Source organism: Sphingomonas faeni (assembly GCF_040407505.1).
In the GTDB taxonomy this organism is placed as follows: Bacteria; Pseudomonadota; Alphaproteobacteria; order Sphingomonadales; family Sphingomonadaceae; genus Sphingomonas; species Sphingomonas faeni_E.
The window spans coordinates 64579-87828 of sequence record NZ_JAPZPQ010000001.1; the positions used below are offsets into that span (position 1 = coordinate 64579).

The 23250-nt window shown below is 66.2% G+C and carries 25 protein-coding genes and 1 tRNA gene; 6 read left to right on the plus strand and 20 right to left on the minus strand.

The features are described 5' to 3' along the window. Positions 1 to 27: 27 nt before the first annotated feature. The 5 genes from O6X71_RS00285 to O6X71_RS00305 form a co-directional block, all read right to left on the minus strand. Positions 28 to 102 (minus strand) — tRNA-Glu (locus O6X71_RS00285). Between the two features lie 61 nt (positions 103 to 163). Continuing rightward, complete coding sequence (gene recJ / locus O6X71_RS00290) at positions 164 to 1927, minus strand: single-stranded-DNA-specific exonuclease RecJ (RefSeq protein WP_353463907.1); 1764 nt, start codon at positions 1925 to 1927, stop codon at positions 164 to 166. Between the two features lie 415 nt (positions 1928 to 2342). Next, positions 2343 to 3026 (minus strand): prolyl hydroxylase family protein, encoded by a 684-nt coding sequence (locus O6X71_RS00295; protein WP_353463909.1) that lies wholly within the window; start codon positions 3024 to 3026, stop codon positions 2343 to 2345. 113 nt (positions 3027 to 3139) lie between these two features. Then, positions 3140 to 4129 (minus strand): RcnB family protein, encoded by a 990-nt coding sequence (locus O6X71_RS00300; protein ID WP_353463911.1) that lies wholly within the window; start codon positions 4127 to 4129, stop codon positions 3140 to 3142. Positions 4130 to 4533: 404 nt separating this feature from the next. Next, positions 4534 to 5079 carry a (2Fe-2S)-binding protein gene (locus tag O6X71_RS00305; protein WP_353463913.1) on the minus strand — a complete coding sequence of 182 codons (546 nt, stop codon included), beginning with the start codon at positions 5077 to 5079 and terminating at the stop codon, positions 4534 to 4536. Positions 5080 to 5184: 105 nt separating this feature from the next. On the opposite strand from O6X71_RS00305, the gene O6X71_RS00310 reads away from it, so the two are divergent. Continuing rightward, positions 5185 to 6480 carry a sugar MFS transporter gene (locus O6X71_RS00310; protein WP_353463915.1) on the plus strand — a complete coding sequence of 432 codons (1296 nt, stop codon included), beginning with the start codon at positions 5185 to 5187 and terminating at the stop codon, positions 6478 to 6480. A gap of 61 nt (positions 6481 to 6541) precedes the next feature. On the opposite strand, the gene O6X71_RS00315 is transcribed toward O6X71_RS00310, so the two are convergent. The 4 genes from O6X71_RS00315 to O6X71_RS00330 all read right to left on the minus strand — a co-directional run bounded on the left by O6X71_RS00315 (position 6542) and on the right by O6X71_RS00330 (position 9500). After that, positions 6542 to 7675: a CaiB/BaiF CoA transferase family protein gene (locus O6X71_RS00315; protein WP_353463917.1), complete on the minus strand. Its 1134-nt coding sequence runs from the start codon at positions 7673 to 7675 to the stop codon at positions 6542 to 6544. Positions 7676 to 7748: 73 nt separating this feature from the next. After that, positions 7749 to 8933 carry an acyl-CoA dehydrogenase gene (locus O6X71_RS00320; protein ID WP_056055772.1) on the minus strand — a complete coding sequence of 395 codons (1185 nt, stop codon included), beginning with the start codon at positions 8931 to 8933 and terminating at the stop codon, positions 7749 to 7751. 67 nt (positions 8934 to 9000) lie between these two features. Then, positions 9001 to 9321 (minus strand): hypothetical protein, encoded by a 321-nt coding sequence (locus tag O6X71_RS00325; RefSeq protein WP_253070876.1) that lies wholly within the window; start codon positions 9319 to 9321, stop codon positions 9001 to 9003. Between the two features lie 2 nt (positions 9322 to 9323). Next, on the minus strand, positions 9324 to 9500 hold the full coding sequence (locus tag O6X71_RS00330; protein ID WP_165895153.1) for a hypothetical protein: 177 nt from the start codon (positions 9498 to 9500) through the stop codon (positions 9324 to 9326). Between the two features lie 115 nt (positions 9501 to 9615). Here O6X71_RS00330 and O6X71_RS00335 point away from each other — a divergent pair, with 115 nt between their 5' ends. Continuing rightward, positions 9616 to 10248 carry a S24 family peptidase gene (locus tag O6X71_RS00335; RefSeq protein ID WP_353463920.1) on the plus strand — a complete coding sequence of 211 codons (633 nt, stop codon included), beginning with the start codon at positions 9616 to 9618 and terminating at the stop codon, positions 10246 to 10248. 169 nt (positions 10249 to 10417) lie between these two features. Here the strand turns inward: O6X71_RS00335 and O6X71_RS00340 are convergent, their stop codons facing one another. The 9 genes from O6X71_RS00340 to O6X71_RS00380 all read right to left on the minus strand — a co-directional run bounded on the left by O6X71_RS00340 (position 10418) and on the right by O6X71_RS00380 (position 19412). Further along, on the minus strand, positions 10418 to 11332 hold the full coding sequence (locus tag O6X71_RS00340) for an SDR family NAD(P)-dependent oxidoreductase (RefSeq protein WP_353463922.1): 915 nt from the start codon (positions 11330 to 11332) through the stop codon (positions 10418 to 10420). A gap of 107 nt (positions 11333 to 11439) precedes the next feature. Further along, positions 11440 to 11796 carry a hypothetical protein gene (locus O6X71_RS00345; RefSeq protein WP_353463924.1) on the minus strand — a complete coding sequence of 119 codons (357 nt, stop codon included), beginning with the start codon at positions 11794 to 11796 and terminating at the stop codon, positions 11440 to 11442. Positions 11797 to 11912: 116 nt separating this feature from the next. Continuing rightward, positions 11913 to 12605, minus strand: coding sequence for a phosphate regulon transcriptional regulator PhoB (gene phoB / locus O6X71_RS00350; protein ID WP_055873047.1), 693 nt, complete (start codon positions 12603 to 12605; stop codon positions 11913 to 11915). Beyond that, complete coding sequence (phoU, locus tag O6X71_RS00355; protein ID WP_056057297.1) at positions 12605 to 13294, minus strand: phosphate signaling complex protein PhoU; 690 nt, start codon at positions 13292 to 13294, stop codon at positions 12605 to 12607. The genes phoB and phoU overlap by 1 nt, the downstream gene beginning before the upstream one ends. Positions 13295 to 13308: 14 nt before the next feature. Next, a complete protein-coding gene (pstB, locus tag O6X71_RS00360; protein ID WP_353463926.1) occupies positions 13309 to 14088 on the minus strand; it encodes a phosphate ABC transporter ATP-binding protein PstB in 780 nt (259 codons plus the stop codon). Then, positions 14088 to 15386 carry a phosphate ABC transporter permease PstA gene (gene pstA / locus O6X71_RS00365; RefSeq protein ID WP_353463928.1) on the minus strand — a complete coding sequence of 433 codons (1299 nt, stop codon included), beginning with the start codon at positions 15384 to 15386 and terminating at the stop codon, positions 14088 to 14090. The genes pstB and pstA overlap by 1 nt, the downstream gene beginning before the upstream one ends. Continuing rightward, positions 15379 to 16755 (minus strand): phosphate ABC transporter permease subunit PstC, encoded by a 1377-nt coding sequence (gene pstC / locus O6X71_RS00370; protein WP_353463930.1) that lies wholly within the window; start codon positions 16753 to 16755, stop codon positions 15379 to 15381. The genes pstA and pstC overlap by 8 nt, the downstream gene beginning before the upstream one ends. 325 nt (positions 16756 to 17080) lie before the next feature. After that, on the minus strand, positions 17081 to 18139 hold the full coding sequence (locus O6X71_RS00375) for a substrate-binding domain-containing protein (RefSeq protein WP_353463932.1): 1059 nt from the start codon (positions 18137 to 18139) through the stop codon (positions 17081 to 17083). A gap of 46 nt (positions 18140 to 18185) precedes the next feature. After that, positions 18186 to 19412, minus strand: a complete 1227-nt coding sequence (locus tag O6X71_RS00380) for an ATP-binding protein (protein WP_353463934.1) — start codon at positions 19410 to 19412, stop codon at positions 18186 to 18188. 214 nt (positions 19413 to 19626) lie between these two features. Here O6X71_RS00380 and O6X71_RS00385 point away from each other — a divergent pair, with 214 nt between their 5' ends. The 4 genes from O6X71_RS00385 to O6X71_RS00400 are packed head-to-tail and all read left to right on the plus strand — an operon-like array spanning position 19627 to position 22172. Further along, positions 19627 to 20061: a hypothetical protein gene (locus O6X71_RS00385; RefSeq protein WP_435368423.1), complete on the plus strand. Its 435-nt coding sequence runs from the start codon at positions 19627 to 19629 to the stop codon at positions 20059 to 20061. A gap of 4 nt (positions 20062 to 20065) precedes the next feature. Next, positions 20066 to 20341, plus strand: coding sequence for an HPr-rel-A system PqqD family peptide chaperone (locus O6X71_RS00390; protein WP_353463937.1), 276 nt, complete (start codon positions 20066 to 20068; stop codon positions 20339 to 20341). Beyond that, positions 20338 to 21198 (plus strand): HprK-related kinase A, encoded by an 861-nt coding sequence (locus O6X71_RS00395; protein ID WP_353463938.1) that lies wholly within the window; start codon positions 20338 to 20340, stop codon positions 21196 to 21198. The genes O6X71_RS00390 and O6X71_RS00395 overlap by 4 nt, the downstream gene beginning before the upstream one ends. Further along, on the plus strand, positions 21183 to 22172 hold the full coding sequence (locus O6X71_RS00400) for a nucleotidyltransferase domain-containing protein (RefSeq protein WP_353463940.1): 990 nt from the start codon (positions 21183 to 21185) through the stop codon (positions 22170 to 22172). Before O6X71_RS00395 ends, O6X71_RS00400 begins: the two co-directional genes overlap by 16 nt. Here the strand turns inward: O6X71_RS00400 and O6X71_RS00405 are convergent. Both O6X71_RS00405 and O6X71_RS00410 read right to left on the minus strand, forming a co-directional pair. Then, positions 22169 to 22528: a hypothetical protein gene (locus tag O6X71_RS00405; RefSeq protein ID WP_353463942.1), complete on the minus strand. Its 360-nt coding sequence runs from the start codon at positions 22526 to 22528 to the stop codon at positions 22169 to 22171. The two genes, O6X71_RS00400 and O6X71_RS00405, sit on opposite strands and share 4 nt — an antisense overlap. Further along, positions 22525 to 23193, minus strand: a complete 669-nt coding sequence (locus O6X71_RS00410) for an HAD family hydrolase (RefSeq protein ID WP_353463944.1) — start codon at positions 23191 to 23193, stop codon at positions 22525 to 22527. Before O6X71_RS00410 ends, O6X71_RS00405 begins: the two co-directional genes overlap by 4 nt. Between the last annotated feature and the right edge of the window lie 57 nt (positions 23194 to 23250).

Below are 23250 nucleotides of genomic sequence, written 5' to 3' on the forward strand. Positions count from 1 at the left end.
GCCAATCTCCGCCGTTTAGCGACGAGATGGTGACCCCTACGGGAATCGAACCCGTGCTTCAGCCGTGAAAGGGCCGCGTCCTAACCGCTAGACGAAGGGGCCTGCGTGGTGGAGGCCGACTAAGGGGAAGGGGGCGGGGCGTCAAGCGTTTCGGTACAAGAATTTAGTCGGCCCACGCCGCGTCCTCGACGTGAAGCTCGGCGGACGGGCGCGAAGACCAGTCGTCGATCTTCGCGCGGCCGGCGAGCCAGAGCTTGCGGTGGGGGGCGGCGCCCAGCAACGCTTGGCCTAGCGCGCTCTCGGCCGAGCGGAAGGCCATCGCCTTGATGCTGCGGCCGTCGTCGCCCGCGACGATCGTGCGGACGTGGCCGTTGCCGACGATGTCCGCCTTGATCACGCGGACCGGGCCCATCGCGACGCGGGGGGCTGGCCAGCCCATGCCGTAGGGGCCGCCGGCTTCCATCGATTCGACGAGGCCTGGGTTTACGCCGCCAGCCGCGAGGACCGCGTCGAGCAGGAGCGCGCGGTCGCCGTTGGAGCGTTCGACCGCGGCGGCGAGGCGCTCCTCAACGAAGTCGGTGAAGGCGGGGATCGCCGCCTCGCTGATCGTTAGCCCGGCGGCCATCGCGTGCCCTCCGCCCGCCACCAGCAGTCCGTGTTCGCGGGCTGCCATCACAGCCGCACCGAGGTCGACGCCAGGGATCGAGCGGCCGGAGCCCTTGCCGATGCCGTTCTCGTCGATCGCGATGACGATCGCAGGTCGGCCGAGCTTTTCCTTGAGGCGGCCGGCGACGATGCCGATCACGCCGGGGTGCCAGCCATGGCCTGCGACCACGGCGACGGTGCGGTCGCGGCTGGAGAGGAGGTCGGCGGCCTCCTGCACGGCGGTTTCGATCGCGCGGCGTTCCTCGTTGAGCCGGTCGAGCTCAGTGGCGATTGCGCGCGCTTCGTCGGGGTCCTGGGTAGTCAGAAGGCGCACGCCGAGGTCTGCGCGCCCGACCCGGCCGCCGGCGTTGATGCGCGGGCCCAGCGCGAAGCCGAGGTCGGTGCAGGTCGGGTTTCGGGTTAGGCGCGACGCCTCGATCAGGGCGGCGACGCCGATGTTCTTGCGCGCGCCCATGACCTTGAGGCCCTGCGAGACGAACGCGCGGTTGAGGCCGCGAAGCTGCGCGACGTCGGCGACGGTGCCGAGCGCGACGATGTCGAGCAGGTCGATCAGTTTCGGCTCGGCGCGGTCCTTGAAGAAACCGCGGGTGCGTAAGCTTCGGACCAGCGCGGCGGCGGCGAGGAAGCACATGCCGACCGCGGCGAGATGGCCATGCGCGGCGCCTTCGGTCTCGTCGAGGCGGTTGGGGTTGACCAGCGCGAGCGCGTGCGGGAGCGCGGTCGAGCATTTGTGATGGTCGATGACGATCACGTCGACTGCTGCGCCGCGGGCGGCGTCGAGCGCGTCGAATGCCTGTGCGCCGCAATCGACCGTGACGATCAGCGTGGCACCTTCGCCGGCGAGGCGGACGAGCGCTTCCCCCGACGGGCCATAGCCTTCGAGCAGGCGGTCGGGGATGTACGGGCGGGCTTCGATGCCGAGATCGCGCAGGACGAGCACCATCAGCGCGGCGGAGGTGGCGCCGTCGACGTCGTAATCGCCGAAGATCGCGACTTGTTCGTGCGCCTGTACCGCGTCGGCGAGGCGCTCGGCGGCGCGGTCCATGTCGCGGAAGATCGAGGGGTCGGGCATGAACGCGCGGATCGAGGGCGTGCGGTGTGCATCAAGCGCGTCGCGGGGGCAGCCTCGGGCGAGGAGGAGCTGGGTGATGAGGTCGTCGCCCGAACCGTTGACCCCGAAACCGTCACGGCCGTCTGCGGCGAGCGCGCGCCAGCGCCAGGGTTGACCGAGGATCGAGGAGGTTACGCCGAGAACTGTCATGCCTAGGACGTAGTGGCTCTGGGGGGATTGTCGAGCGGGGAGGGACGCGTGGTTGGGGCGATCTCGCAACCGCGTGCACCACGTGCGTCTTGTTCTCCCGCGAAGGCGGGAGCCCAGTATGGGTCCCCGCCTTCGCGGGGAAACAGTTTTGCGCGGACTGGCGGAATGTAAACTCTCCCCCCGTTCGTGCTGAGTAGCGACCGAGTAGCTTCGTAGAAGCGTATCGAGGGCGCGTATCGAAGCATGCGTTTCGTGCGCCAACCTGTCCTTCGATACGCCGTCTCGATACGCCGCCTGCGGCGCCTACTCGACGGCTACTCAGGACGAACGGGGAGGGGGCAAGATAAGGCATCCGCGCCGGGCGGATCCGCAACAAGGGAGGGGCGAGCGATGTTGGAGACGGTCTACGCAACCCTCACTTCATCCAAGGCCGCTCACGAAACCACTTCGTCACGATATACTTCACGCCCTCGACCACCGGCATGCCCTCATGCAGCGTCAGCCCGTTCGGGCTCCCGTCCGGGTTCATGTTGTTCCATGCGAGCAGCATGCCGCGCTTCGGCGCGATCTTCACGCCGGCCTGCGGAAACCACGTCGCGCCGCCTTCGGGGACGTCGTTGAGGAACACCATCGCGGTCCAGGTGCGCTGGCCGCCTTGCTCCTGCATCTTCGCCCAATAGCTTTCGGACTCGTGGAAATAGTCGTGGTGCGCGCGGAATTGCTGGCCGGGGGCGTAGCGCTGACCCTGCATCGTCTCGCCGTGGAGAAGGTCTATCCCGAGCAGCGTCGCGATCGCCTCGTCGGTCGGCTGCACGTCCGGCGACCAGCGATCCATGTCGCAGCTCTCGCTGGTCCGGAAATTGCTGTTCGGGCGATCGGACAGCAGCGTCGACGGCCGCCGCTTCGAATCGATCACCGCGATCAGCCGCTTGCAGGTCGCGGGGTCGAGGAACTTGTCCTGATAATAGAACTGCACCGTGTCCATCGCGATGCGCTGCACCGCGGGATTGGCGTCGAGGCGCGCGGCGACCTGCGATCCGAAGGCCTGGCGGACTGCCACGGCCGGATCGACCTTCTTGGCTTTTGAAAAGATACCCACGCCGCAGGATTTGGCGAAGTGCCCCCAAAACGCAAGAGCCCCGCGGTCATCTTCACCACCGCGGGGCTCCCCCTGTTACTGCGTGACGGCAGGCCGCAATTCTCAGAAAGGGCCTACCAGAAGATGTCGTACACCGTGTCGACCACGCGGCCGCTGTCGAGATCGACCAGCAACGCGTCGTTGTAATAGCGCACCCAGCGATACGGGCCGTACGCCTCGGGCAGGCGGTAGGTGTACGGGTCCTGGATCCAGTAATTCTGGTTATAGAGGATGCTGTTCAGCGAAAAGCCGACGCCGAAGCGGCGATAGCCCGAACCCCAGCCGCTCGGCGCGTAGTAGCGTGGGAGGCGGTACGCACCGCGGTTCGACGCGCGGTAGTTGCTCCAGGCGTAGCGGTTGTCGTTGCGCCAGCCGCGGTTCCACGCGCCGCCCTGGTTATAGTGACCCTGGTTGTAGCCGCCGCGACCATAGCCCTGGACGTTGCCGTAGGCGCGGTTGGGCTGGCGGTTCTGGTAGCCATCACGGCCGCCGTTGCGCCAGTCGCCGCGGCTGTCGCCCCGGTTGTCATTGCGTCCGTCGTTACGCCAATCGCCGCGTCCACCGTTGCGGTCGAACTGGCCTCGATCCGCTTGCTGGTTGCCGCGATCGAAACCGGGGCGTCCCTGGTCGCGGTTCCAGTCGGGGCGGTTCTGGCCGGCCTGAGGGTCGGGACGGGTCTGGCCGTTCCAGCCTTGGCCGGGGCCGCGCTGGCCGTTCCAAGCCTGACGGTCTCCACCCTGTCCGCCGCGCTGGCCGTTCCAATCGGGACGGCCTTGACCATCGGGACGGTCGCCGCGGACCTGCGGTTGCGTGCCGAGATCGGCGCGTTGCGGGCGCTGGCCTTGGTCGGGCGCGGCGGGGCGGTCGGGGCGCTGCTGCTGGAAGGGTTGTCCGTCCGGACGTGGGCCCCGATCGCCGCGATCCTGGCGCTGGCCGCGGTCAGGGCGCTGGCCCCGGTCACCGCGGTCCTGGTCGACCTGTTGCGCGGTCGCGGTCGATGCCATCATGGTTGCCGGCACCAATGCGGAAGCCGCCATCAAGAGTTTGAGAAACTTGCCCGTCATCGCCGTCGTCCTCGACCGCCGGCGCACGAGCCGGCTCCTATGATGTGTCGGGTCTAGACGTTGCGGGGTGTGGCGAGGCTGAATGGGTTCGTCAGCGATTAGACAGGTTTAGTGCGAATACGTCGCTACGTCTCTGAAGCATCCACCCCGGCGAAGGCCGGTGCCCAATTGGGGGCGGAGAGTAACAAGGCGCGCGGCCAATCACCTTGGACGTTCCAGTTGGGCCCCGGCCTTCGCCGGGGTGGTGCAGCAGGGGTAGCGGCAGTTACGCGGGCTGTAATCGGGTACGCTACCGAGTCATCACAGACATCTCGTTCTTCCTTGTTCTCCCGCAAAGGCGGGAGCCCAGACTGGACTCCCGCCTTCGCGGGAGAACATGCTTTGGTTGGGTAGTGGAGCGTGCGCTACCGCGTCGGCGGCGGAACCAGCGCCGGCACCAGCCGCGCGGAGTCCGCCGGGTCGATCCCCGGGCGCGGTCCCGCAGCAATAACCTCTTCCCCCCGCGTCGCGCGCCCGGCACGCTGCACCGCCTCGACCACCCGCGGATACACCCCGCACCGGCACAGGTTCGTGATCTGCTCGCGGATCAGATCCTCGCTCGGGTCGGCATTGCGCTTCAGCAAGGCTGCAGCGGCCATGATCATCCCCGGGATGCAGAACCCGCATTGCGACACAGACTCCCCGATAAACGCCAGCTGCACCGGATGATTGCGCTCGCGCGACAACCCCTCGATCGTCGTGACGTACGCGCCTTCGATCGAGCCGATAGGCACCCGGCAACTCCGCACCACGCGCCCATCGATATCGACGGTGCACGCGCCGCACTGCCCCGTGCCGCAGCCATATTTGGTCCCCGTCAGGTTCGACGCATCGCGCAGCGCCCACAGCAGCGGCGTCTCGTTGTCGAGCTTGTATTCGATCGGTTCGTTGTTGACGGTGAAGCGGCTCATGCGCGCCGTCCTAGCCCCGCGAAACGGATCGCACCACGCGGCATTGCCACGCGCTGCCGCCCCGGCTTATGTCGCGCAGATAATACCGCGAGGGGGCGCACTACGATGCACGTCGATACCAAATCCACACCAGCGGCCGGAGGCGATGCCAGCCACGGCTACGACGCGCCCGACCTGCGCGTGTTCGTGTTCGCGCTGTTCTTCATCTTCGGCGGCATCACCTCGCTGAACGACATCATCATCCCCAAGATGAAGGAGCTCTTCACGCTCGACCATGCGACCGCGATGCTGGTTCAGTCGGCGTTCTTCCTCGCCTATGCGCTGTTCTCGATCCCCGCCGCCGCGATCGTGCGCAAAGCCGGCTACATGCGGACCGCGTCGATCGGCCTCGTGACGATGACCGCGGGCTGCCTGTTGTTCATCCCCGCCGCGGGGCAGGCGAGCTTCGGCATGTTCCTGTTCGCGCTGTTCGTGCTCGGCGCAGGCATCACCGTCGTGCAGGTCGTCGCCAACCCGCTGATCTCCGCGCTCGGCCATCCCAAGTCCGCGTCGAGCCGCTTGACGTTCGCGCAGGCGTTCAACTCGCTCGGCACCACGATCTTCCCGTATGTCGGCTCCGCGCTGATCCTCGGCGGACTGGCGACGGTCGACTCTTCGAAGCTCACCGGCGCCGCGCTCGACGCCTACCGGACCGAGTCCTCGCGAACTGTCGTGCACACCTATATCGGCCTCGCGATCGCGCTGCTCATCGTCGCCGCGGTCGTCTGGACCCGTCGCAACCGGCTCAACGAAGAGCAGGACCAGACCGGCAGCATCTTCCACGCATTCACGCTGCTGAAGCGCCCGCGCTTCGCGATGGGGACGGCGTGCATCTTCCTGTACGTCGGCGCCGAAGTCGCGGTCGGCTCGCTGATCGTCAATTACCTGATGCAGCCGAGCGTGATGGGCCTGAGCGACGTCGCCGCGGGCAAGCACGTGCCGTTCTACTGGGGCGGCGCGCTGGTTGGCCGGTTCATCGGCGCGTACGTGCTGAACAAGGTGTCGCCGGGCAAGGTGCTCGCGGGCGTCGCGACCGGCACGCTGATGCTGATCCTGATCTCGGCGAACACCGAGGGCGCGCTGTCGGGTTGGGCGTTGCTGGCGATCGGCCTGATGAACGCCGTGATGTTCCCGACGATCTTCTCGCTGGCGTCGGAAGGTCTCGGCAAGCGCGCGGCGGAAGGCTCGGGCGTGATCGCCACGGCGATCGTCGGCGGCGCGATCGTCCCGTATCTGACGGGTATGCTGGCAGACAAGTCGGGCAGCCTGCACTTCGCACTGCTGCTCCCGGCGATCTGCTACGCGCTGATCCTGGCGTACGGGTTGTATGCCCGGAAGCCGGTGGTCGAAGCGGCCTACTAAGCGTGTTCCCCCGCAAAGGCGGGGGCCCAGACTGGGTCTCCGCCTTCGCGGCGAAACAATTCTACGTTGGTGACCCCAACATCGGCGCCGCCCGCTCAGTCGCGAGATCGGCGTCCGAAAACCGGATCGGCGTACGCAGCCCCGGCACCAGAGACCCATCCGGCCGCACGACGTCGATTGCCATCCCCCGCGCGACAACCTGTGGATCGTCGAAAGCCTGCGCCACCGTATTGATCGGCCCGGCCGGCACACCCACCGCCTCCAGCCGCGCCAGCAACTCGAGCTTAGGCACCAGAGACGTCGCCACCTCGATCCCCGCGAACAACACATCCTTGAACGCCAACCGCCCGGCATTGGTCGCGAACCGCGGATCGTCGCGCATCTCGGGCAAGCCCATCGCGTCGCAGAACCGCCCGAACTGCCCGTCATTCCCGACCGCCAGGATGAACCACCCATCGGCACACGGAAACACCGCATACGGACACACGTTCATATGTGCATTCCCAACTCGCGTCGGCGACACGCCGCTCGCGAACCAGTTCATCGCTTGGTTCGCCAGCACCCCGGTCATCGTATCGAGCAGCGCCATGTCGATCTGCTGCCCCCGGCCGGTGCGCTCGCGCATCGCCAGCGCCGCCTGGATCGCGATCACGGAATACAGCCCGGTCATGATGTCGGCGAACGCCACGCCGATCTTCTGCGGCGCGCCACCAGGCTCACCGGTCAGGTCCATGATTCCGCTCATCCCCTGGACGATGAAGTCGTAGCCTGCGCGCGGAGCGTAGGGCCCGTCCTGCCCGAACCCTGTAATCGAGCAATATACCAGCCGCGGGTTGATCGCGGCGAGCGCGGCGTAGTCGAGCCCGTATTTGACGAGCCCGCCGACCTTGAAGTTCTCGATCACGACGTCGGCATCGGCGATCAGGTCGCGGACGACAGCCTGTCCTTCAGGCGTGGTAAAGTCGGCAACGACCGACCGCTTCCCGCGGTTGGCGGCGTGAAAATACGCGGCGTCGCGCGTGCCGTCAGGGTTATCGATAAACGGCGGACCCCAGGTTCGCGTATCGTCGCCGGCGGGGCTCTCGATCTTGACGACATCTGCCCCGAGATCGCCAAGGACTTGCCCCGCCCAAGGACCCGCAAGGATGCGCGCGAGTTCAACCACCTTCAACCCGGCGAGGGGGGTATCCTTCAACTGTGTTCTCCCGCGAAGGCGGGAGCCCAGACTGGGTCCCCGCCTTCGCGGGGAAACAAGCTGCCTAGCTCGATCAAAACGCAGCGATGCCTGTGATCGCGCGCCCGAGGATCAGCGCGTGCACATCATGCGCACCCTCATACGTGTTGACCGTCTCCAGGTTCATCAGGTGGCGCATCACCTGATACTCGCCAGAAATCCCATTCCCGCCATGCATGTCGCGAGACATCCGCGCAATATCGAGCGCCTTGCCGACGTTGTTGCGCTTGACGATCGAGACCATTTCCGGCGCGAACCGGCCTTCGTCCATCAACCGTCCGACGCGCAACGACGCCTGCAGCCCGAGCGCGATCTCGGTCTCCATGTCCGCCAGCTTCTTCTGGAAAAGCTGCCGTCCGGCCAGAGGCGTCCCGAACTGGTTCCGATCCAGCCCATATTGCCGCGCCGCATGGAAGCAGAACTCCGCCGCGCCGAGCGCACCCCAGGAAATCCCGTACCGCGCGCGATTGAGGCACCCGAACGGCCCCTTCAACCCCTGCACGTCGGGCAGCAACGCGTCGTCGCCGACCTCGACCTCGTCCATCATCACCATGCCGGTGATCGACGCGCGCAACGACAGCTTGCCCTCGATCTTCGGCGTCTCCAGCCCCTTCATCCCGCGCTCCAGGATGAAGCCGCGGATGCCGCCGCCATGCTCGTCGGACTTCGCCCAGATCACGAACACGTCGGCGATCGGCGAGTTCGAAATCCACGTCTTCGCACCCGAGATGACATAGCCGTTGGCCGTCTTCTTCGCCCGCGTCGTCATCCCGCCGGGATCCGACCCCGCATCCGGCTCGGTCAGCCCGAAGCAGCCGATCCATTCGCCGGTCGCGAGCTTGGGCAGGTATTTCCGCTTTTGCTCTTCGGATCCGAACGCGTTGATCGGGTACATCACGAGGCTAGACTGCACCGACATCATCGAGCGATACCCTGAGTCGATCCGCTCGACCTCGCGCGCGACCAGCCCGTACGCGACATAGGACGCACCGACGCCGCCATATTCCTCCGGGATGGTCGGTCCGAGCAAGCCAAGCGCACCCATCTCGCGGAAAATCGCGGGATCGGTATGCTCGTGCTGGAACGCGTCGATGATTCGGGGTGCGAGCTTATCGTCGGCATAGGCCTTCGCGCTGTCGCGGATCATCCGCTCGTCCTCGCTCAACTGATCGTCGAGCAGGAACGGATCCGCCCAGTCGAACTTGCCCATCCCGGCCATATGTATCTCCTTCGTTGACCGCCGACTTCGTGGTTCGGCCAGCGAAAGTCCACCCCTGACGAGACGTTTAAGCGTCGATCAGCGTCAGCACCGCGATCGTCACATGCTCGCGGTCGCCGATCGACTCGATGCGGTCGACCACCAGATCGGCGACGATATGCCCGCGCATCGCGAACTCCGCTTCGGGCAACGCGTCGATCCAGTCTCGAAGACCGGGTACGGGCATTGCCGCGATCGTCAGCCGGTGCAGCGTGCCGACGAACGTAGCGCTTGCCCACGGCGTGCACGCGATCGACTCGACGTGCATCGTCAGGCCTGTCGCCGCCGCATGGCCGCGAACCGCGCGGATCAACAGCGTGCCCGCATCGGGGCCACGGATCGCGTCCATCCTCACGATCCGTGCCGTTCTATGAACGTTTCGATCCGCGCCACCATCGGCGCGCGCGGCTGGCGACCGAGTCGGAGATCGTGGACCAGCCGCGGATCGCCGACCGCCAACCGGCCAAATTTAGAAGTCGGCATGCCGGTCTGCCGTAGATATCGGTCGATCTTGATGAGAACGGACATGGTCGCTCCTTCCTGTTCCTGGCCCCGAGTCCCTGGCCCAGGTCCCTGCCTGTGTTCTTGATCTGTTCCGGAAAATCCTACTTGTCTAGGAAAATTCCTACGCTACGGTTCGGGCGTGGCTAGAACCGTGTCTGATCCCGATCCAAGAACCGCGCTGGCAACGCTGGCAGCGGCGCGTGGCGACAGTCTGGCGGCGCTGTCGGCGATGCTGGGGCGCAACGCTGCGTACCTTCAGCAATATGTCCGGCGCGGATCGCCGCGGGTGCTCGGCGAACGCGACCGCCGATTGCTGTCGGACTATCTGGGGGTGAGCGAGGCGAGGCTGGGCGCGCCCGCCGACCGGCCGGCAGGGTTCCGCATCCGCAAGCTCGACGTCGCGGCGTCGGCGGGGCCGGGCGCGCTGGTCGACGGCGAGATCGTGCTCGGCACGGACACGCTGGACCCCGGTCTCGCGCGGAAACTGGGGCTAAGGGACGGGCAGGTGGCAATCATCCGCGTGCGCGGCACTTCGATGGAGCCGGGACTGTTCGACGGCGATCACATCGTGGTCGACACCGCCGACCGGACGCCGCGCGCAAAGGGCGGGGTGTACGTCATCCGGATTGACGACGCGGTGATGGTGAAGCGCGTCGCCCTTATACGGGGAGCGCTGTTGGCTACGAGCGATAATCCGGACGCGGCGGCTGTGCCGGACGGAGCGATCGCCGTCATCGGCCGCGTAGTCTGGCAAATGCGCGAGCCGCGATAGCAGGCTGGCGTTCAATGCTTGAATCCTCCCCCGCAAGGGGGAGGTGTCGCCGAAGGTGACGGAGGGGGAGGACACGGAACGATGGTCATCGTTTGCCTCCCCCTCCGTCAGGCAAGTGCCTGCCACCTCCCCCTGGCGGGGGAGGATCGACGTGCCATCGATCCGCCGTTTACCGCCCCTGCAACTTGCTCAGGATGGTCATCGATTGTTCCGAGCCAGACTGCGGGACGATCTCACCCGCGCGGTCGATGATCGCATCCCAATGTGCCGCAACACCCTCCACCGACAGGTCGTCGCCGGTCAGCAGCTTGCCCTGAGTCAGCGTGACGTACGCCGCCTGGAACACGCCGGCGCCCGCGCCGACGATCATGTTGGTCGGCGCATCTTCCGACACGAGGAACACCGCGGCTGGCGCGACCTTGTCGGGGGAAAAGGCCTTGAACGCTTCCTCGGGGAAGATGTCCTGCGTCATCCGCGTGCCCGCGGTTGGCGCGATCGTGTTGACCTTGATGTTGTTCTTCGCGCCCTCGATCGCGAGCGTCTTGGTCAAGCCGGCGAGGCCCAGCTTGGCGGCGCCGTAGTTCGCCTGCCCGAAATTGCCGTAGAGACCGGTCGAGGATGCGGTCATCAGGATGCGGCCGTAATTCTGGCTGCGCATCGTGTCCCAGACCGCCTTGGTAGCATTGGCCGAGCCGTTGAGGTGGACGTCGACGACGAACTTGAAGTCGGCAGGCTCCATCTTGGCGAAGCTCTTGTCGCGCAGCACGCCGGCGTTGTTGATGAGGATGTGGACGCCGCCCCATTTCTCGGAGGCTTTCGCGACCATCTCGACCATCTGGTCGTACTCGGTGACGCTGCCGCCGTTCGACATCGCCTCGCCGCCGGCCGCTTCGATTTCCTCGACAACTTTCAGCGCGGCGTCGGAATGTCCGATGCCGTCGCGCGAAGCACCCAGATCGTTGACCACGACTTTCGCACCGCGGCGGGCGAGTTCGAGCGCATATTCGCGGCCGAGACCGCCGCCTGCGCCGGTGACGATCGCAACGCGGCCTTCAAAGCTGATAGACCCAAAGTTCTCAGACATGGAAAAGGCGCTCCTCTCTTATCGTTGGAGCGCCTTTCCTAGAACGTAAAGCTGGCTATGCAAGTCATCGGGCAAGCGGCAGGATCACCCGCCGCTTGCTCCGTCGCTTACTTGCCGCCGCGGTTGCGGCAGCCGTCCTTGACCGTCTTCGAGCACACCGGATACGTCGCCGGTGCTGGCGTCGGTGGCGTCACGGTCGGCTGGCCGAACGTCACGCCGCCAGCCGGGGCAGGGGCCGCCATCGGTGCAGCTGGTGCCGCTGCCGGATCGGCAGGAGCGGCCATTGCCTGATCCGCCGGTGCAGCAGGCGCTGCGGGATCGGCAGGGGCAGCCTGATCGGCCGGTGCCGTCTGCATCGCGGAATCGGCCGGTGCAGTCTGCGCGGCGGGGTCTGCCGGCGGCGTCGTCTGGGCGATCACGGGCGACGCGAGAAGAGCGGCAGCGGCGAGAAGGATGGACTTCATGTGAATCTCCTAAATGGGTGCACCATTTTGGTAGCGCGACGTCTGAACGCACTAAGTCGCGCTTGGGTCCTTCGTTTCGCATCCGATTCCATTCGCCCCATCGCGGGACAGGGTCCTTATCCGCCCGTATCGAGCGAATACCCCGCCGAACGGACGGTGCGGATGATGTCCGGACGCTCGCCGACGTTGATCGCTTTACGCAACCGCCGGATGTGCACGTCGACCGTCCGGCTCTCGATATCGCTGTCATGCCCCCACACCGCATCGAGCAGCCGCTCGCGCGAGAACACCCAGCCCGGGTGTTCGAGGAAATGCTTCAGCAGCCGGAACTCGGTCGGTCCGAGCGAGACGACTTCGCCCGAACGACGAACCTTGTGGCCGACCGTGTCCATCTCGATGTCGGCATAGCTGAGGGCTTCGCCGGCGAGGGCAGGGCGGACGCGGCGCAACACGGCCCCTACGCGGGCAACGAGTTCGCGCGGCGAGAACGGCTTGGTCACGTAATCGTCCGCACCGGTTTCGAGCCCGCGGACGCGATCCTCTTCCTCGCCGCGCGCGGTCAGCATGATGATCGGCACGTTCTGCGTCTCGGGCGCACGGCGCAGGCGACGGCACACTTCGATCCCCGACAGCCCCTCCACCATCCAGTCGAGCAGGACGATGTCGGGCACCTTCTCCTTGGCGAGCAGCAAGGCTTCCTCGCCGTCGGGGGTATGCGCGATCTCGAAATCCTCGCGCTTGAAATGCCAGACCAGCAATTCGGCCAGCGCGGCATCGTCTTCGACCAACAGCATTTTCGCGCGTGCCATTATGCCTGCTCCTTCTTTATGCCGCGTTCGCGATCGACCATCTGCGTGCCGGTCGCGGCGAAATAGACCATCTCGGCGACGTTGGTGGCGTGGTCGCCGATCCGCTCGAGGTTCTTGGCGACGAACAGCAGATGCGCGACCTGGCCGATCGTCCTGGGGTTCTCGACCATGTAGGTCACGAGTGTGCGGAATATGCTGTCGTAGAAATCGTCGAGTGCATTGTCGCATTCGACGACGCGGACGGCTTCCTCGGGGTCGCGCGCGGCGAATGCGTCGAGCACGTCGTGGACCATTTCGCTCGCCATCCGGCCCATCGCCGGCAGGATCGAGATCGGCTCGATCCGGTGCTCGCTCTCGATCATCGGCACGCGCTTGGCGATGTTCTTGGCGTAATCGCCGATCCGTTCGACGACGCCGGCGATCTTCAGCGCGGCGACGACTTCGCGGAGATCGACCGCCATCGGCGCGCGCAGCGCGATGATCCGCACCGCGAGCCGCTCGACCTCCGCCTCGATGACGTCGATCTGCTTGTCGGCGACGCGTACCTGTTCGGCGAGCGCGAGGTCGTTGCGTTGCAGCGCCTGCATCGCCTTGTCGATCGCGTCCTCGGCGAGCCCGCCCATCTGCGAGATCAATCCGCGGAGCTCGCCGATGTCATTGTCGAAGGCCTTGACCGTATGCGTGTTCATGGTCGTTTCCCGACTCAGCCGTAACGGCCGGTGATGTAATCCTTGGTCCGCTCTTCGCGGGGATTGGTGAAGATGTCCGAGGTGTTGCCGTATTCGACCAGCGTACCGAGGTGGAAGAACGCGGTCTTCTGGCTGACGCGCGCCGCCTGCTGCATGTTGTGCGTGACGATCACCATGGCGTAGCGTCCGCGCAGTTCGTGGATCAGCTCCTCGATCTTCGCGGTAGCGATCGGATCGAGTGCCGAACACGGCTCGTCCATCAGGATGACCTCGGGATCGACCGCGATCGCGCGCGCGATGCACAGCCGTTGCTGCTGGCCGCCGGACAGCGCCGTGCCGCTATCCGAGAGGCGATCCTTGACCTCGTCCCACAGGCCGGCGCGCCGCAGCGACTTCTCGACGATCCGGTCGAGATCCGCCTTTGCGCCGGCGAGCCCATGAATGCGCGGGCCATACGCGACGTTCTCGTAGATCGATTTCGGGAACGGATTGGGCTTCTGGAACACCATGCCGACGCGCGCGCGGAGCTGCACCACGTCCATGTCGGGCGAATAAATGTCCTGGCCGTCGAGCTTGATCTCGCCGGTAACGCGCGCGCTGGCGACGGTGTCGTTCATGCGATTGAGCGTGCGCAGGAAGGTCGACTTGCCGCAGCCCGACGGGCCGATGAACGCGACCACCTCGTCCTGATCGACGTCGATCGAGACGTCGTTGATCGCGATCTTGCTGCCATAGGCGACGGAGACGTTGCGCGCCGTCATCTTGAGGACGGGAGGCTTAGAATGTTTTGGCATCACCAGCGTGTCTCGAATCGGTTACGGAGGTAGATCGCGACGCCGTTCATCGCGAGCAGGAACACGAGCAGGACGATGATCGCGGCGGAGGTCTTCTCGACGAAGCCGCGGCTGACCTGATCGGACCACAGGAAGATCTGGACGGGCAGCACGGTCGCGGGATCGCTGAGCCCGGACGGCGGGGCTGCAATGAACGCGCGCATGCCGATCATCAGCAGCGGCGCGGTCTCGCCGAGCGCACGCGCCATGCCGATGATCGTGCCGGTGAGGATACCGGGCAGTGCGAGCGGCAGGACGTGGTGGAAGACGACCTGCACCGGCGATGCGCCGATACCGAGCGCGGCGTCGCGGATCGACGGCGGCACCGCCTTGATCGCGTTGCGCCCGGCGATGACGATGACAGGCATCGTCATCAGCGCGAGCGTCAGGCCGCCCACTATAGGCGCCGAGCGCGGCATCCCGAACGTGCCGAGGAACACGGCCAACCCCAGCAGACCGAAGATGATCGACGGCACCGCCGCGAGGTTGTTGATCGAGACCTCGATCAAATCGGTCCAGCGGTTCTTCGGCGCATATTCCTCGAGGTACAGCGCCGACAGCACGCCGATCGGGAACGCCAGCAGCAACGTGACGATCATCGTCAGCAGCGACCCCTTGAACGCCCCCCAGATCCCGACTCGGGTCGCATCGGTCGAGTCCGCCGAGGTGAGGAAACCCGCGTTGAACCCGCGGGTCAGCGCGCCGCTTGCCTTCAGCCGCGCGACGATCGCCTCGGCGTCGCGCGTGCCGTTGCCCTCGGCGGCGACGTCGATCGGGCTGGAGACTGGGACCTCGAATACGGTCTTGCGCCGGAGCAGCGACGGGTCGGCCTTGATCGCATCGCGGACCACCGCCCAGGCGCCGTCGGACAGCAGGTCGGTGCCGTCCTTGCCGAACGACTTCGTGGCGGCGAGGTCGACCGTGCCTTCCAGTCCTGCACCGGCAAGCGCGAGATCGGCGCCGCGACCGACGAGGCGGGCGGGCTCGATCGGCAGCTTGGCGGCGGCGAGATCGACCGGGAGCGACACGCGCGTCTCGACGAACCCGCTCGCGCCCTGCATCACCATCGTGATGAGCAGGTATGCAAGGAACGCAGCGGACAGCCACACCGCGGCGAGCCCGGCGAAGCGGAAGCGACGCTCGGATGCATAACGACGGCGGATGCGCGATTGCATCGCCTGCGTCGTCCAGTCGGTCGGGACGCGGCGCACGGGCTCGGCGTTGGTCACCGGGATCTGGGGCACGAGCGTGTCACTCATAGGCTTCGCGGTACCGTTTGACGACGCGCAGCGCGACGATGTTAAGAAGGAGCGTAACCACGAACAGCGTCAGGCCGAGCGCGAACGCGGCGAGCGTCTTGGGGCTGTCGAACTCCGCCTCGCCGGTCAGCAGGTCGACGATCTGCTTGGTGACGGTGGTGGTGCTCGCGAACGGGTTGAGCGTCAGCGTGGCGACGCCGGACGCGGCCATGACGACGATCATGGTCTCGCCGATTGCGCGGCTTACCGCGAGCAGCACGCCGCCGACGACACCGGGCAGGGCGGCCGGGAGCAGCACGCGGCGGATCGTCTCGGACGAGGTCGCGCCCATCGCAAGGCTGCCGTCGCGCATCGACGAGGGGACGGCGGCAATCGAGTCATCCGCCATCGACGACACGAACGGGATGATCATGATGCCCATCACGAGCCCCGCGGCGAGCGCGCTTTCCGACGACGCCCAGCTAATCCCGACCGATACGGCGAGGTCACGCACCGCGGGCGCGACGGTCAGCGCGGCGAAATAGCCGTAGACGACGGTCGGCACGCCCGCGAGCACCTCGAGGATCGGCTTCATCCATTTGCGCGTGTTCGGCGCGGCATATTGCGTGAGGTAGATCGCGCTCATCAAACCAAACGGAATGGCGACGATCATCGCGATCACGGCGCCGATGAAGAACGTCCCCCAGAACAACGGCACCGCGCCGAGCGACGCGCCTGGATCGCGGCCATCAATGACCTGCGGGCTCCAGTGCGTGCCGAACAGGAAGTCGGTAATCGGCACGACCGAGAAGAACCGCGCGGATTCGTACAGGAGCGAGGCGACGATGCCGACCGTGGTCAGGATCGCGATCAGCGACGCGCCAAGCAGCATCAGCATCACGACCCGCTCGACCTGCGTCCGTGCGCCGAACCCGGGTTTGACGCGCGTAAAGGCGAACGCGCCACCGGCGAAGGCGAGCAGCAGCGCGGCGGCGGTGGCGATCCAGTCGTAGCGCGATTGCGCCGCGGCGTAGGACGGGGCCAGCGTCCGCGCGAGCCCATGGAACGCGCCGAAGCTGCGACCCTCCGCAAGGCTGCGCGCTTCAGACAGGATCGATGCGCGGTCGAAGCCGGGCGGGGGGAGCTGGATCGCGGCCGGGGTCGCAAGCACGGCATCGGTGACGAGCGCGGGCGCGGTCATCGACCAGACGACGAGGAAGACGAGCGGCGGAATCGCGGTCCACAACGCGACGTACCAGCCGTGATGCGCCGGCAGCGAACTGAACCGCACTGTGCTGCCGGCGCGGAAGCGCGTGGCGCGGACGCGTGCGGTCAGCCAGCCGATGAGGCCTAGGCCGAGGACCAGGAAGAGGAGGGCGATGGGGGACATCAGGCGGGTCCTCCCGACGCTACTATTCCGGCATGCACCCGATGGATCGCCGAGGGGGATTCCCCCCCGGCGAAGGCCGGGGTCCAATTGGAAAGGTCGGGGTAAGGGGCCGCTGTACTCACCAATGCAACGGTGCCCAATTGGGCACCGGCCTCCGCCGGGGTGGTTGCTTTGTTATGCGAGGTTGTGACCGCCAAGTTATGGAAGGTTGTGACAACCAAAGTATCGTTCCCCCGCGGACGCGGGGGCCCAGCTAAGTTTCGGTGGCGCGCTTGGCCCCTGGGCCCCCGCGTTCGCGAGGGAACTAGGGTGTTGGAGAAACGCATCACGACAACACCGCCGGATCCAGCACCGTTTCATTCGCGATTATCGCCGCCGACCGCGCCTGGATCTCAGCCGGCGAAGCAATCAACCCCCGCTTAACCAACGGCCCCGTCGCCCCCCAGTTCGCCGCATACAGCTTCAACAAGTTCCGCAACCCCGGGATCGCGGTAAGATGCGCCTTCTTCACATAGATATAGAGCGGCCGAGACCCCGGATACGCATTGTCCGCAATCGTCGCATAGGTCGGCGCGACGCCCGAGATCGACACCCCGTTCACGTCGTCCTTGTTCTCTTCGAGATAGCTGTACCCGAACACGCCGATCGCATTGGGGTTCGACTGCAGTTTCTGGACGATCAGATTGTCGTTCTCGCCCGCATCCACATACACGCCGTCCTCGCGCACCCGCGTGCACAGCGCCTTGTGCGCCTCGGCATCCGACTTCGCGAGCGCCTTCGCGGAAGGATCGCTTGCCTCGCACCCCTTGGTCAGGATCAGCTCGGCCAGCGCATCGCGCGTGCCACTGGTCGCCGGCGGCCCGTAGACCTGGATCGGCACCGCAGGGAGCGCAGGATTGACGTCGCGCCACACCCGCGCGGTGTTCACCTTGCCCCCCGGATTGGCGGCGAGCGCCTTGTAGAGATCGGTCGGCGTCAGCTGCATCTTCGGACCGTTCTTCGCCTCGGCGAAGGCGATGCCGTCGATCCCGACCTGAATCTCGATCACGTCGCGCACGCCGTTCTTCGCGCACGTCGCGTATTCGCTCGCCTTCATCCGCCGCGACGCGTCCTCGATATCGGGATGCGCCGCGCCGACGCCTGCGCAGAACAGCTTCATGCCCGCGCCGGTCCCGGTCGATTCGATCACCGGCGCCTTCGCATCGGGATCGTTCGCGACAAGCTGTTCGGCGATCATCGTCGTGAACGGATAGACGGTGGAGGACCCGACCGCGGTGATCTGATCGCGCGAGCCCGCACCGCCGCCGTTCGCCTGATCGACGCACGCGGCCAGAGCCCCAATCACCCCTAGAAGAACGAACCGCTGCACCAGAATTCCCGTCATGCACCGGCCTTAGCGGTACTTAAGACGATCCTGTGTGACAGTTGGGTTACCCTTTTATGACAGCACCTTTGGCCGCGCCGCCGCTCGGGGGCAGGATGACCGAAACCACCGTCCCGACGCCGACCTGACTGGCGATATCGAGCCGTCCTCGGTGCCGCTCGACGATATGTTTGACGATCGCCAGCCCGAGACCCGTACCGCCCAGCGATCGGCTGCGCCCCGCGTCCGCGCGATAGAAGCGCTCGGTCAGTCGCGGGATGTGAACCGCGGCGATCCCGTCGCCCTCGTCGCGGATCGACAAGCGGATCATACCGGCATCGTCGCGTTTCAGTTCGATCGTCACTGGCGTCCCCGCACGCCCGTATTTCATCGCATTGCCTATGAGGTTGTGGAGCATCTGCGACAGCTGGACCCGATCCCCCGACACCGAAGAGAGGTTCGGATCGATCGTCGCGACCAGATCGTGCCCGCGATCACCCGCGGCATCGGCCAGTTCCTCGCGCGTGTCCTCGACGAGCTGGGCGAAATCGACCGCCTGGTCGGGCAGGCGAAACTTCTCTGCCTCGATTCGCGACAGCGAGATCAGGTCCTCGACCAGCCGCTGCATCCGCCGCGCCTCGTCGTCCATCACCTTCAGGAAGCGCGCGCGAACCTCGGCATCCTCGCCGGCTTCGTCACGGAGCGTCTCGATGAACCCAAGAATAGAAGCCAGGGGCGTGCGCAGTTCGTGGCTCGCATTGGCGACGAAATCGATCCGCATCCGCTCGGCGGCGTAATTGCCGGTCTGGTCGACGAGGTGGACGATGCGCTGGCCTTCCGACGTCTCGCTGAGCAGCATCTCCCAGCGCTGGTCACGCGTGCCGAGCCCGACCAGTTCGATCGGCCGCTCGCCGTCGATCGGCCCCGGCGTCCCGAGGCGCTCGGCGGCGGCAGGATGGCGGATCGCGACGCGCGCGTCCTCGCCGAGGATATGCGCGCCGAGCAACGTCCGCGCGGCGCGGTTGGCGACGATCACGCGGCCGTCCTCCACCAGCATCACCGGCGCGACGATCGCGTCGAGGACGTCGTCGAGCACCGACGGCGACACGCCGGCCGAGTCGTCCGTCGCCGGCGCCTCGTCCCCGGTGCCGGCCGCGACCAGCGCGGCGGCGATGCCACCGACCAGCGCGACGATCGCACCCTGAACGTCGCGCGTTATGGCAAATACCGCCACCGCAGCCACGACGACCACGACGATCGCCCAGAACGTACGCAGCCCAAATCCGGAAAGCATTGCGGTCTCCTCGGACGGAATCGGCGTCCACGCCTCGCGCCATACAGCGATGACGCGCAAACCGGTATGCTGTGTTCGTGCGTCGCAGCGACTTCCCACGATCTTGCAGGCGGCGGCAAAGCCGTCCTACTCCGGCACGGTCGCACCGCAGCTTGCGCGGCGATATTGTCAGCGCTTCAGGATTGTGAAAGGGCTAGGGTCTAGCAGAGGCATCATGAGCGACGACACGCAACCCAACCAGGACCCGGCCGAAAGCCCGGATAGCGATGCGCAAGCAGGCGTACCGACGCGTCGCCGCGTGCTGGCGATGGGTGCGGTGACCGCGGGGGCGGTCGTGTCGATTCGCCCGGCGCTCGCGCAAACCGCCGGCTCGGTGCTGAACTGCGAGATCCCGGTTCCCGATCCAGGCCGCGCGGGCAGCTATATCGATGCGAACGGTGGCGTCGTGCCAGCGCGTACCAAGGGTGCGTTCCCGCCGTCGACCCGCGCGTTCAAGGGCGAAGAGGTCAAGCGCGCGATGGCGAGCGGCAGCACGCTGCCCGGCACCGATTCGGACCGCAGCCGCGCGTACGTCAAATATATCCGCCGGTTGCAGCGCGGCCAGGGCGGCTTCACCTGCTTCGCATCGTTGCAGATGCCGCGCGGCTGACGCCGTGTCGGGGACGATCTTTCGGGGACCGCCCGACGGAGGCCTGCTGATCGCGCCGCTCGATGAATTCACTGCGGTCTATCACCGTGCATCGGGCATCACGCATTTGCTGACCGAGCCAGCACCGCAGATCCTAGCGGTGTTGGGTGAGGGAGCATCGTCGCTGGACCTCCTTCTGGAGCGGCTTGGACGGGACTATGATCTCGACGATGGTACGCGTGAGGCTTTGGCGGCACGGCTTGAAGAACTCGTCGAAGCCGGACTGATCGAGCGGGCATGAGGCACGCTTTTTCCGTCCGCATCGGGCCGATCGGTTTCCGCATCGGCTCCGACTGGCGGGCGCCGATCGCCGAACTCCAAAGCCTATACCGCGATTACCCGAAGCCGCACGACGGCGTCCCCGACTTCACCGTCCGCCTGTTCGCGCGCCGGTCTTGGCGACGGTTCATCCGCCCGTCCGTTGAGATCGGTGGCGACTACATGCTCCCCGAAGCTGCACCTTTGCCGCTCCGCCAAGGATTGCTCGCAGCCGAGATGGCGATGAATCTTCAGATGGCGCTGGGCGCCCGCCGCTATCTGCTGCTCCACGCGTCCGCAGTCGAGCGCGATGGTCGTGCCCTATTGATGACCGGCATCTCGGGCGCAGGGAAATCGACGCTCGCGACGTTGCTCGCGGCGAAGGGCTGGCGGTTCATGGGGGACGAGTTCGCGTTGCTCGATCCCGCGACCGGGCTGATCCACGCGTTCCCGCGATTGATCAGTCTCAAGAACGAAGCGATCGCTACGGGCGGGTCGGCATGGCCTGATGCGCGGATGGGGCCGCTGATGCCAGCGACGCCGAAAGGCGACATCCGCCATATGGTACCCGACGCGCGCGCGATCGCGGCGATGGACACGCCCGCCTTGCCGGCACTGCTCGTCTTCCCGCGCTACGGTTTCGAGCCGGAGACGCGACCGGTGCCGCCGGCCGAGGCGTTCGTGCGGATGACACAGGCCTCGACGAATTACGTCGCGCTGGGTGAGGCCGGCTTTCGGTCGCTGACGGGCTTGATCGCCGACGTTCCTTCGGTCGCGATCGATTATCCGGACGGTGCGAGCGCGATAGAGCAGGTCGAGGCGCTATGGTCCGCCCTGTGAACGATGCCCGCATCCTCGCTCGCGCGCTCGCCGATCCGGGCAGCGTCGTCGAGTTCGATGCGGAGGGTTGGACTGCGCTGCTGGCAATGGCACGCGCGGAGCAGTTGATCGGCACGCTGGCGATACGGGTCGATGGTTTGCCGATGCCAGCTACGGTGAAGGCGGTCCTCGCCGACTCAAGCGCCGCTGCCGAACACGGTCGCCGCGCCGCCTTATGGGAGGCGGAGATGGCGAGGCGGGCGCTGTCCGCAGTCGATTGCCCGGTCATCCTGCTGAAGGGCACCGCGTTCGTCGCGGCGGGTTTGTCGGCGGGGCAGGGGCGATCGATCGGTGACCTCGATATTCTTGTGCCGCGTGCATCGCTCGACGCGGTCGAGACGGCGCTGCTCACGGCCGGCTGGGAATGGGTGAAGCCAGACCCCTATGACGACGCCTATTACCGCCGCTGGATGCACGAACTCCCGCCGCTGATCCACCGCGAGCGCGACCGGATGATCGACGTCCATCACACCATCCTGCCACTGACCGCGCGGATCACGCCGGACGCGGAGGCACTGATCGTCGGCAGCGTGGCGCTGGAGAATGGTCTGCGTACGCTTTCCCCCAACGGCATGCTGGTTCATGCCGCAGCGCATTTGTTCGCCGATGGAGATCTCGCCGGTGGTCTCCGCAACCTGTGGGACATCCGCTGTCTGGTCGAGGAGTTCGGCACCGACGGCCTCGACGAGGAGGCACGACGTCACGGTCTTCACTGTGAAATAACGCGATCGCTTCGGCTGGTTGAAGTGTTGTTCGGCGCTGGCAAGGCAAGCAACTTTGACCGTCCCTACATTCGCCGCATCACCGCACGAGACGGCTGGGGCAGGGCGACCCGACCGATCACCCGGCTAGCCTTCTACGTCCGCTCGCACTGGTTACGCATGCCGCCAACGATGCTCGCCCGCCATTTGTGGACGAAGTGGCGCAAGGGTTAATTGAGCCGAGCGCCACGCCTGCGTCGGACGGCCCAGACGATCAGCAACACGACCGTGATCGCCAGCGTATCGGCGATCCAGTCGTAGATGTCGCAATCGCGGTGCAACGACGGGATCGCCTGCAGGACCTCGATCATCGCGCCGAGAAACGACAGCCTCTCGCCGATCCGGAACAGCCGCGCGGTCGGAAACGACAGCGCCGCCAGCAGCGCCATCGTCGCAAACGCGAGCATATGCCCGAACTTGTCGCCGAACTGGTCGATCGGCATGTGCGGCGGCTTCGGCAGCAGCGCCATCGTCACCGCGAACACGATCGCCACCACCAGCGCGATGCGCGTGAGCGTCGTCCGGTTCATGCGCCGAGCCTTTCGAGCGTCGGGACGAGTTCGTCGAAACCGTCGATCACCGCGTCGGCGCCAAGCTCTGCTACGGGCTGCATCAAGAAACCGAAGCTGCAAGCGATCGTCGGCAACCCCGCCGCTTGCCCCGCCTGGATATCGAACATCGAATCACCGACGAACGCGGCACGTCCTCCGCCACATATTTTCACCATCTCGTGGATCGGCATCGGAGAGGGCTTCGGCTCCGCCATCGTATCGCCGCCCAGGATGCAGGCAAATCGATCGGTCAGCCCGAGCTCGCCCAGCACGGTCCGCGCGAACCGTTCGATCTTGTTGGTGACGATCCCCAGCGTCACGCCCTTCGCAGCCAAGGCGTCCAGCGCATCGATCACACCTGGATAAGGCTTTGTCAGCACGCAGATATTCGCCTCGTAATAGGCGAGCAGTTCGGCGTGCAGCGTGTCGAGCATGGGCTCATCATAACCGCCGGTCGCGGTCAGGCCCTGCTTGAGCATATGCCGCGCGCCGCCGCCGATCATCGGCTTGACCTGCGCGACGGTGAGGGGCGGGCGACCGACAGTAGCGAGCGCGTGGTTGACCGCGGCGGCCAGGTCGCCGCTCGTGTCGAGCAACGTGCCGTCCAGGTCGAACCCGACGATATCGAAAGAAAAATGCGTCATTGCGTGCTGGCCTGCCAGCGAGACTATGGAATTGGCAAGGCTTTCGTGGCAGCGATC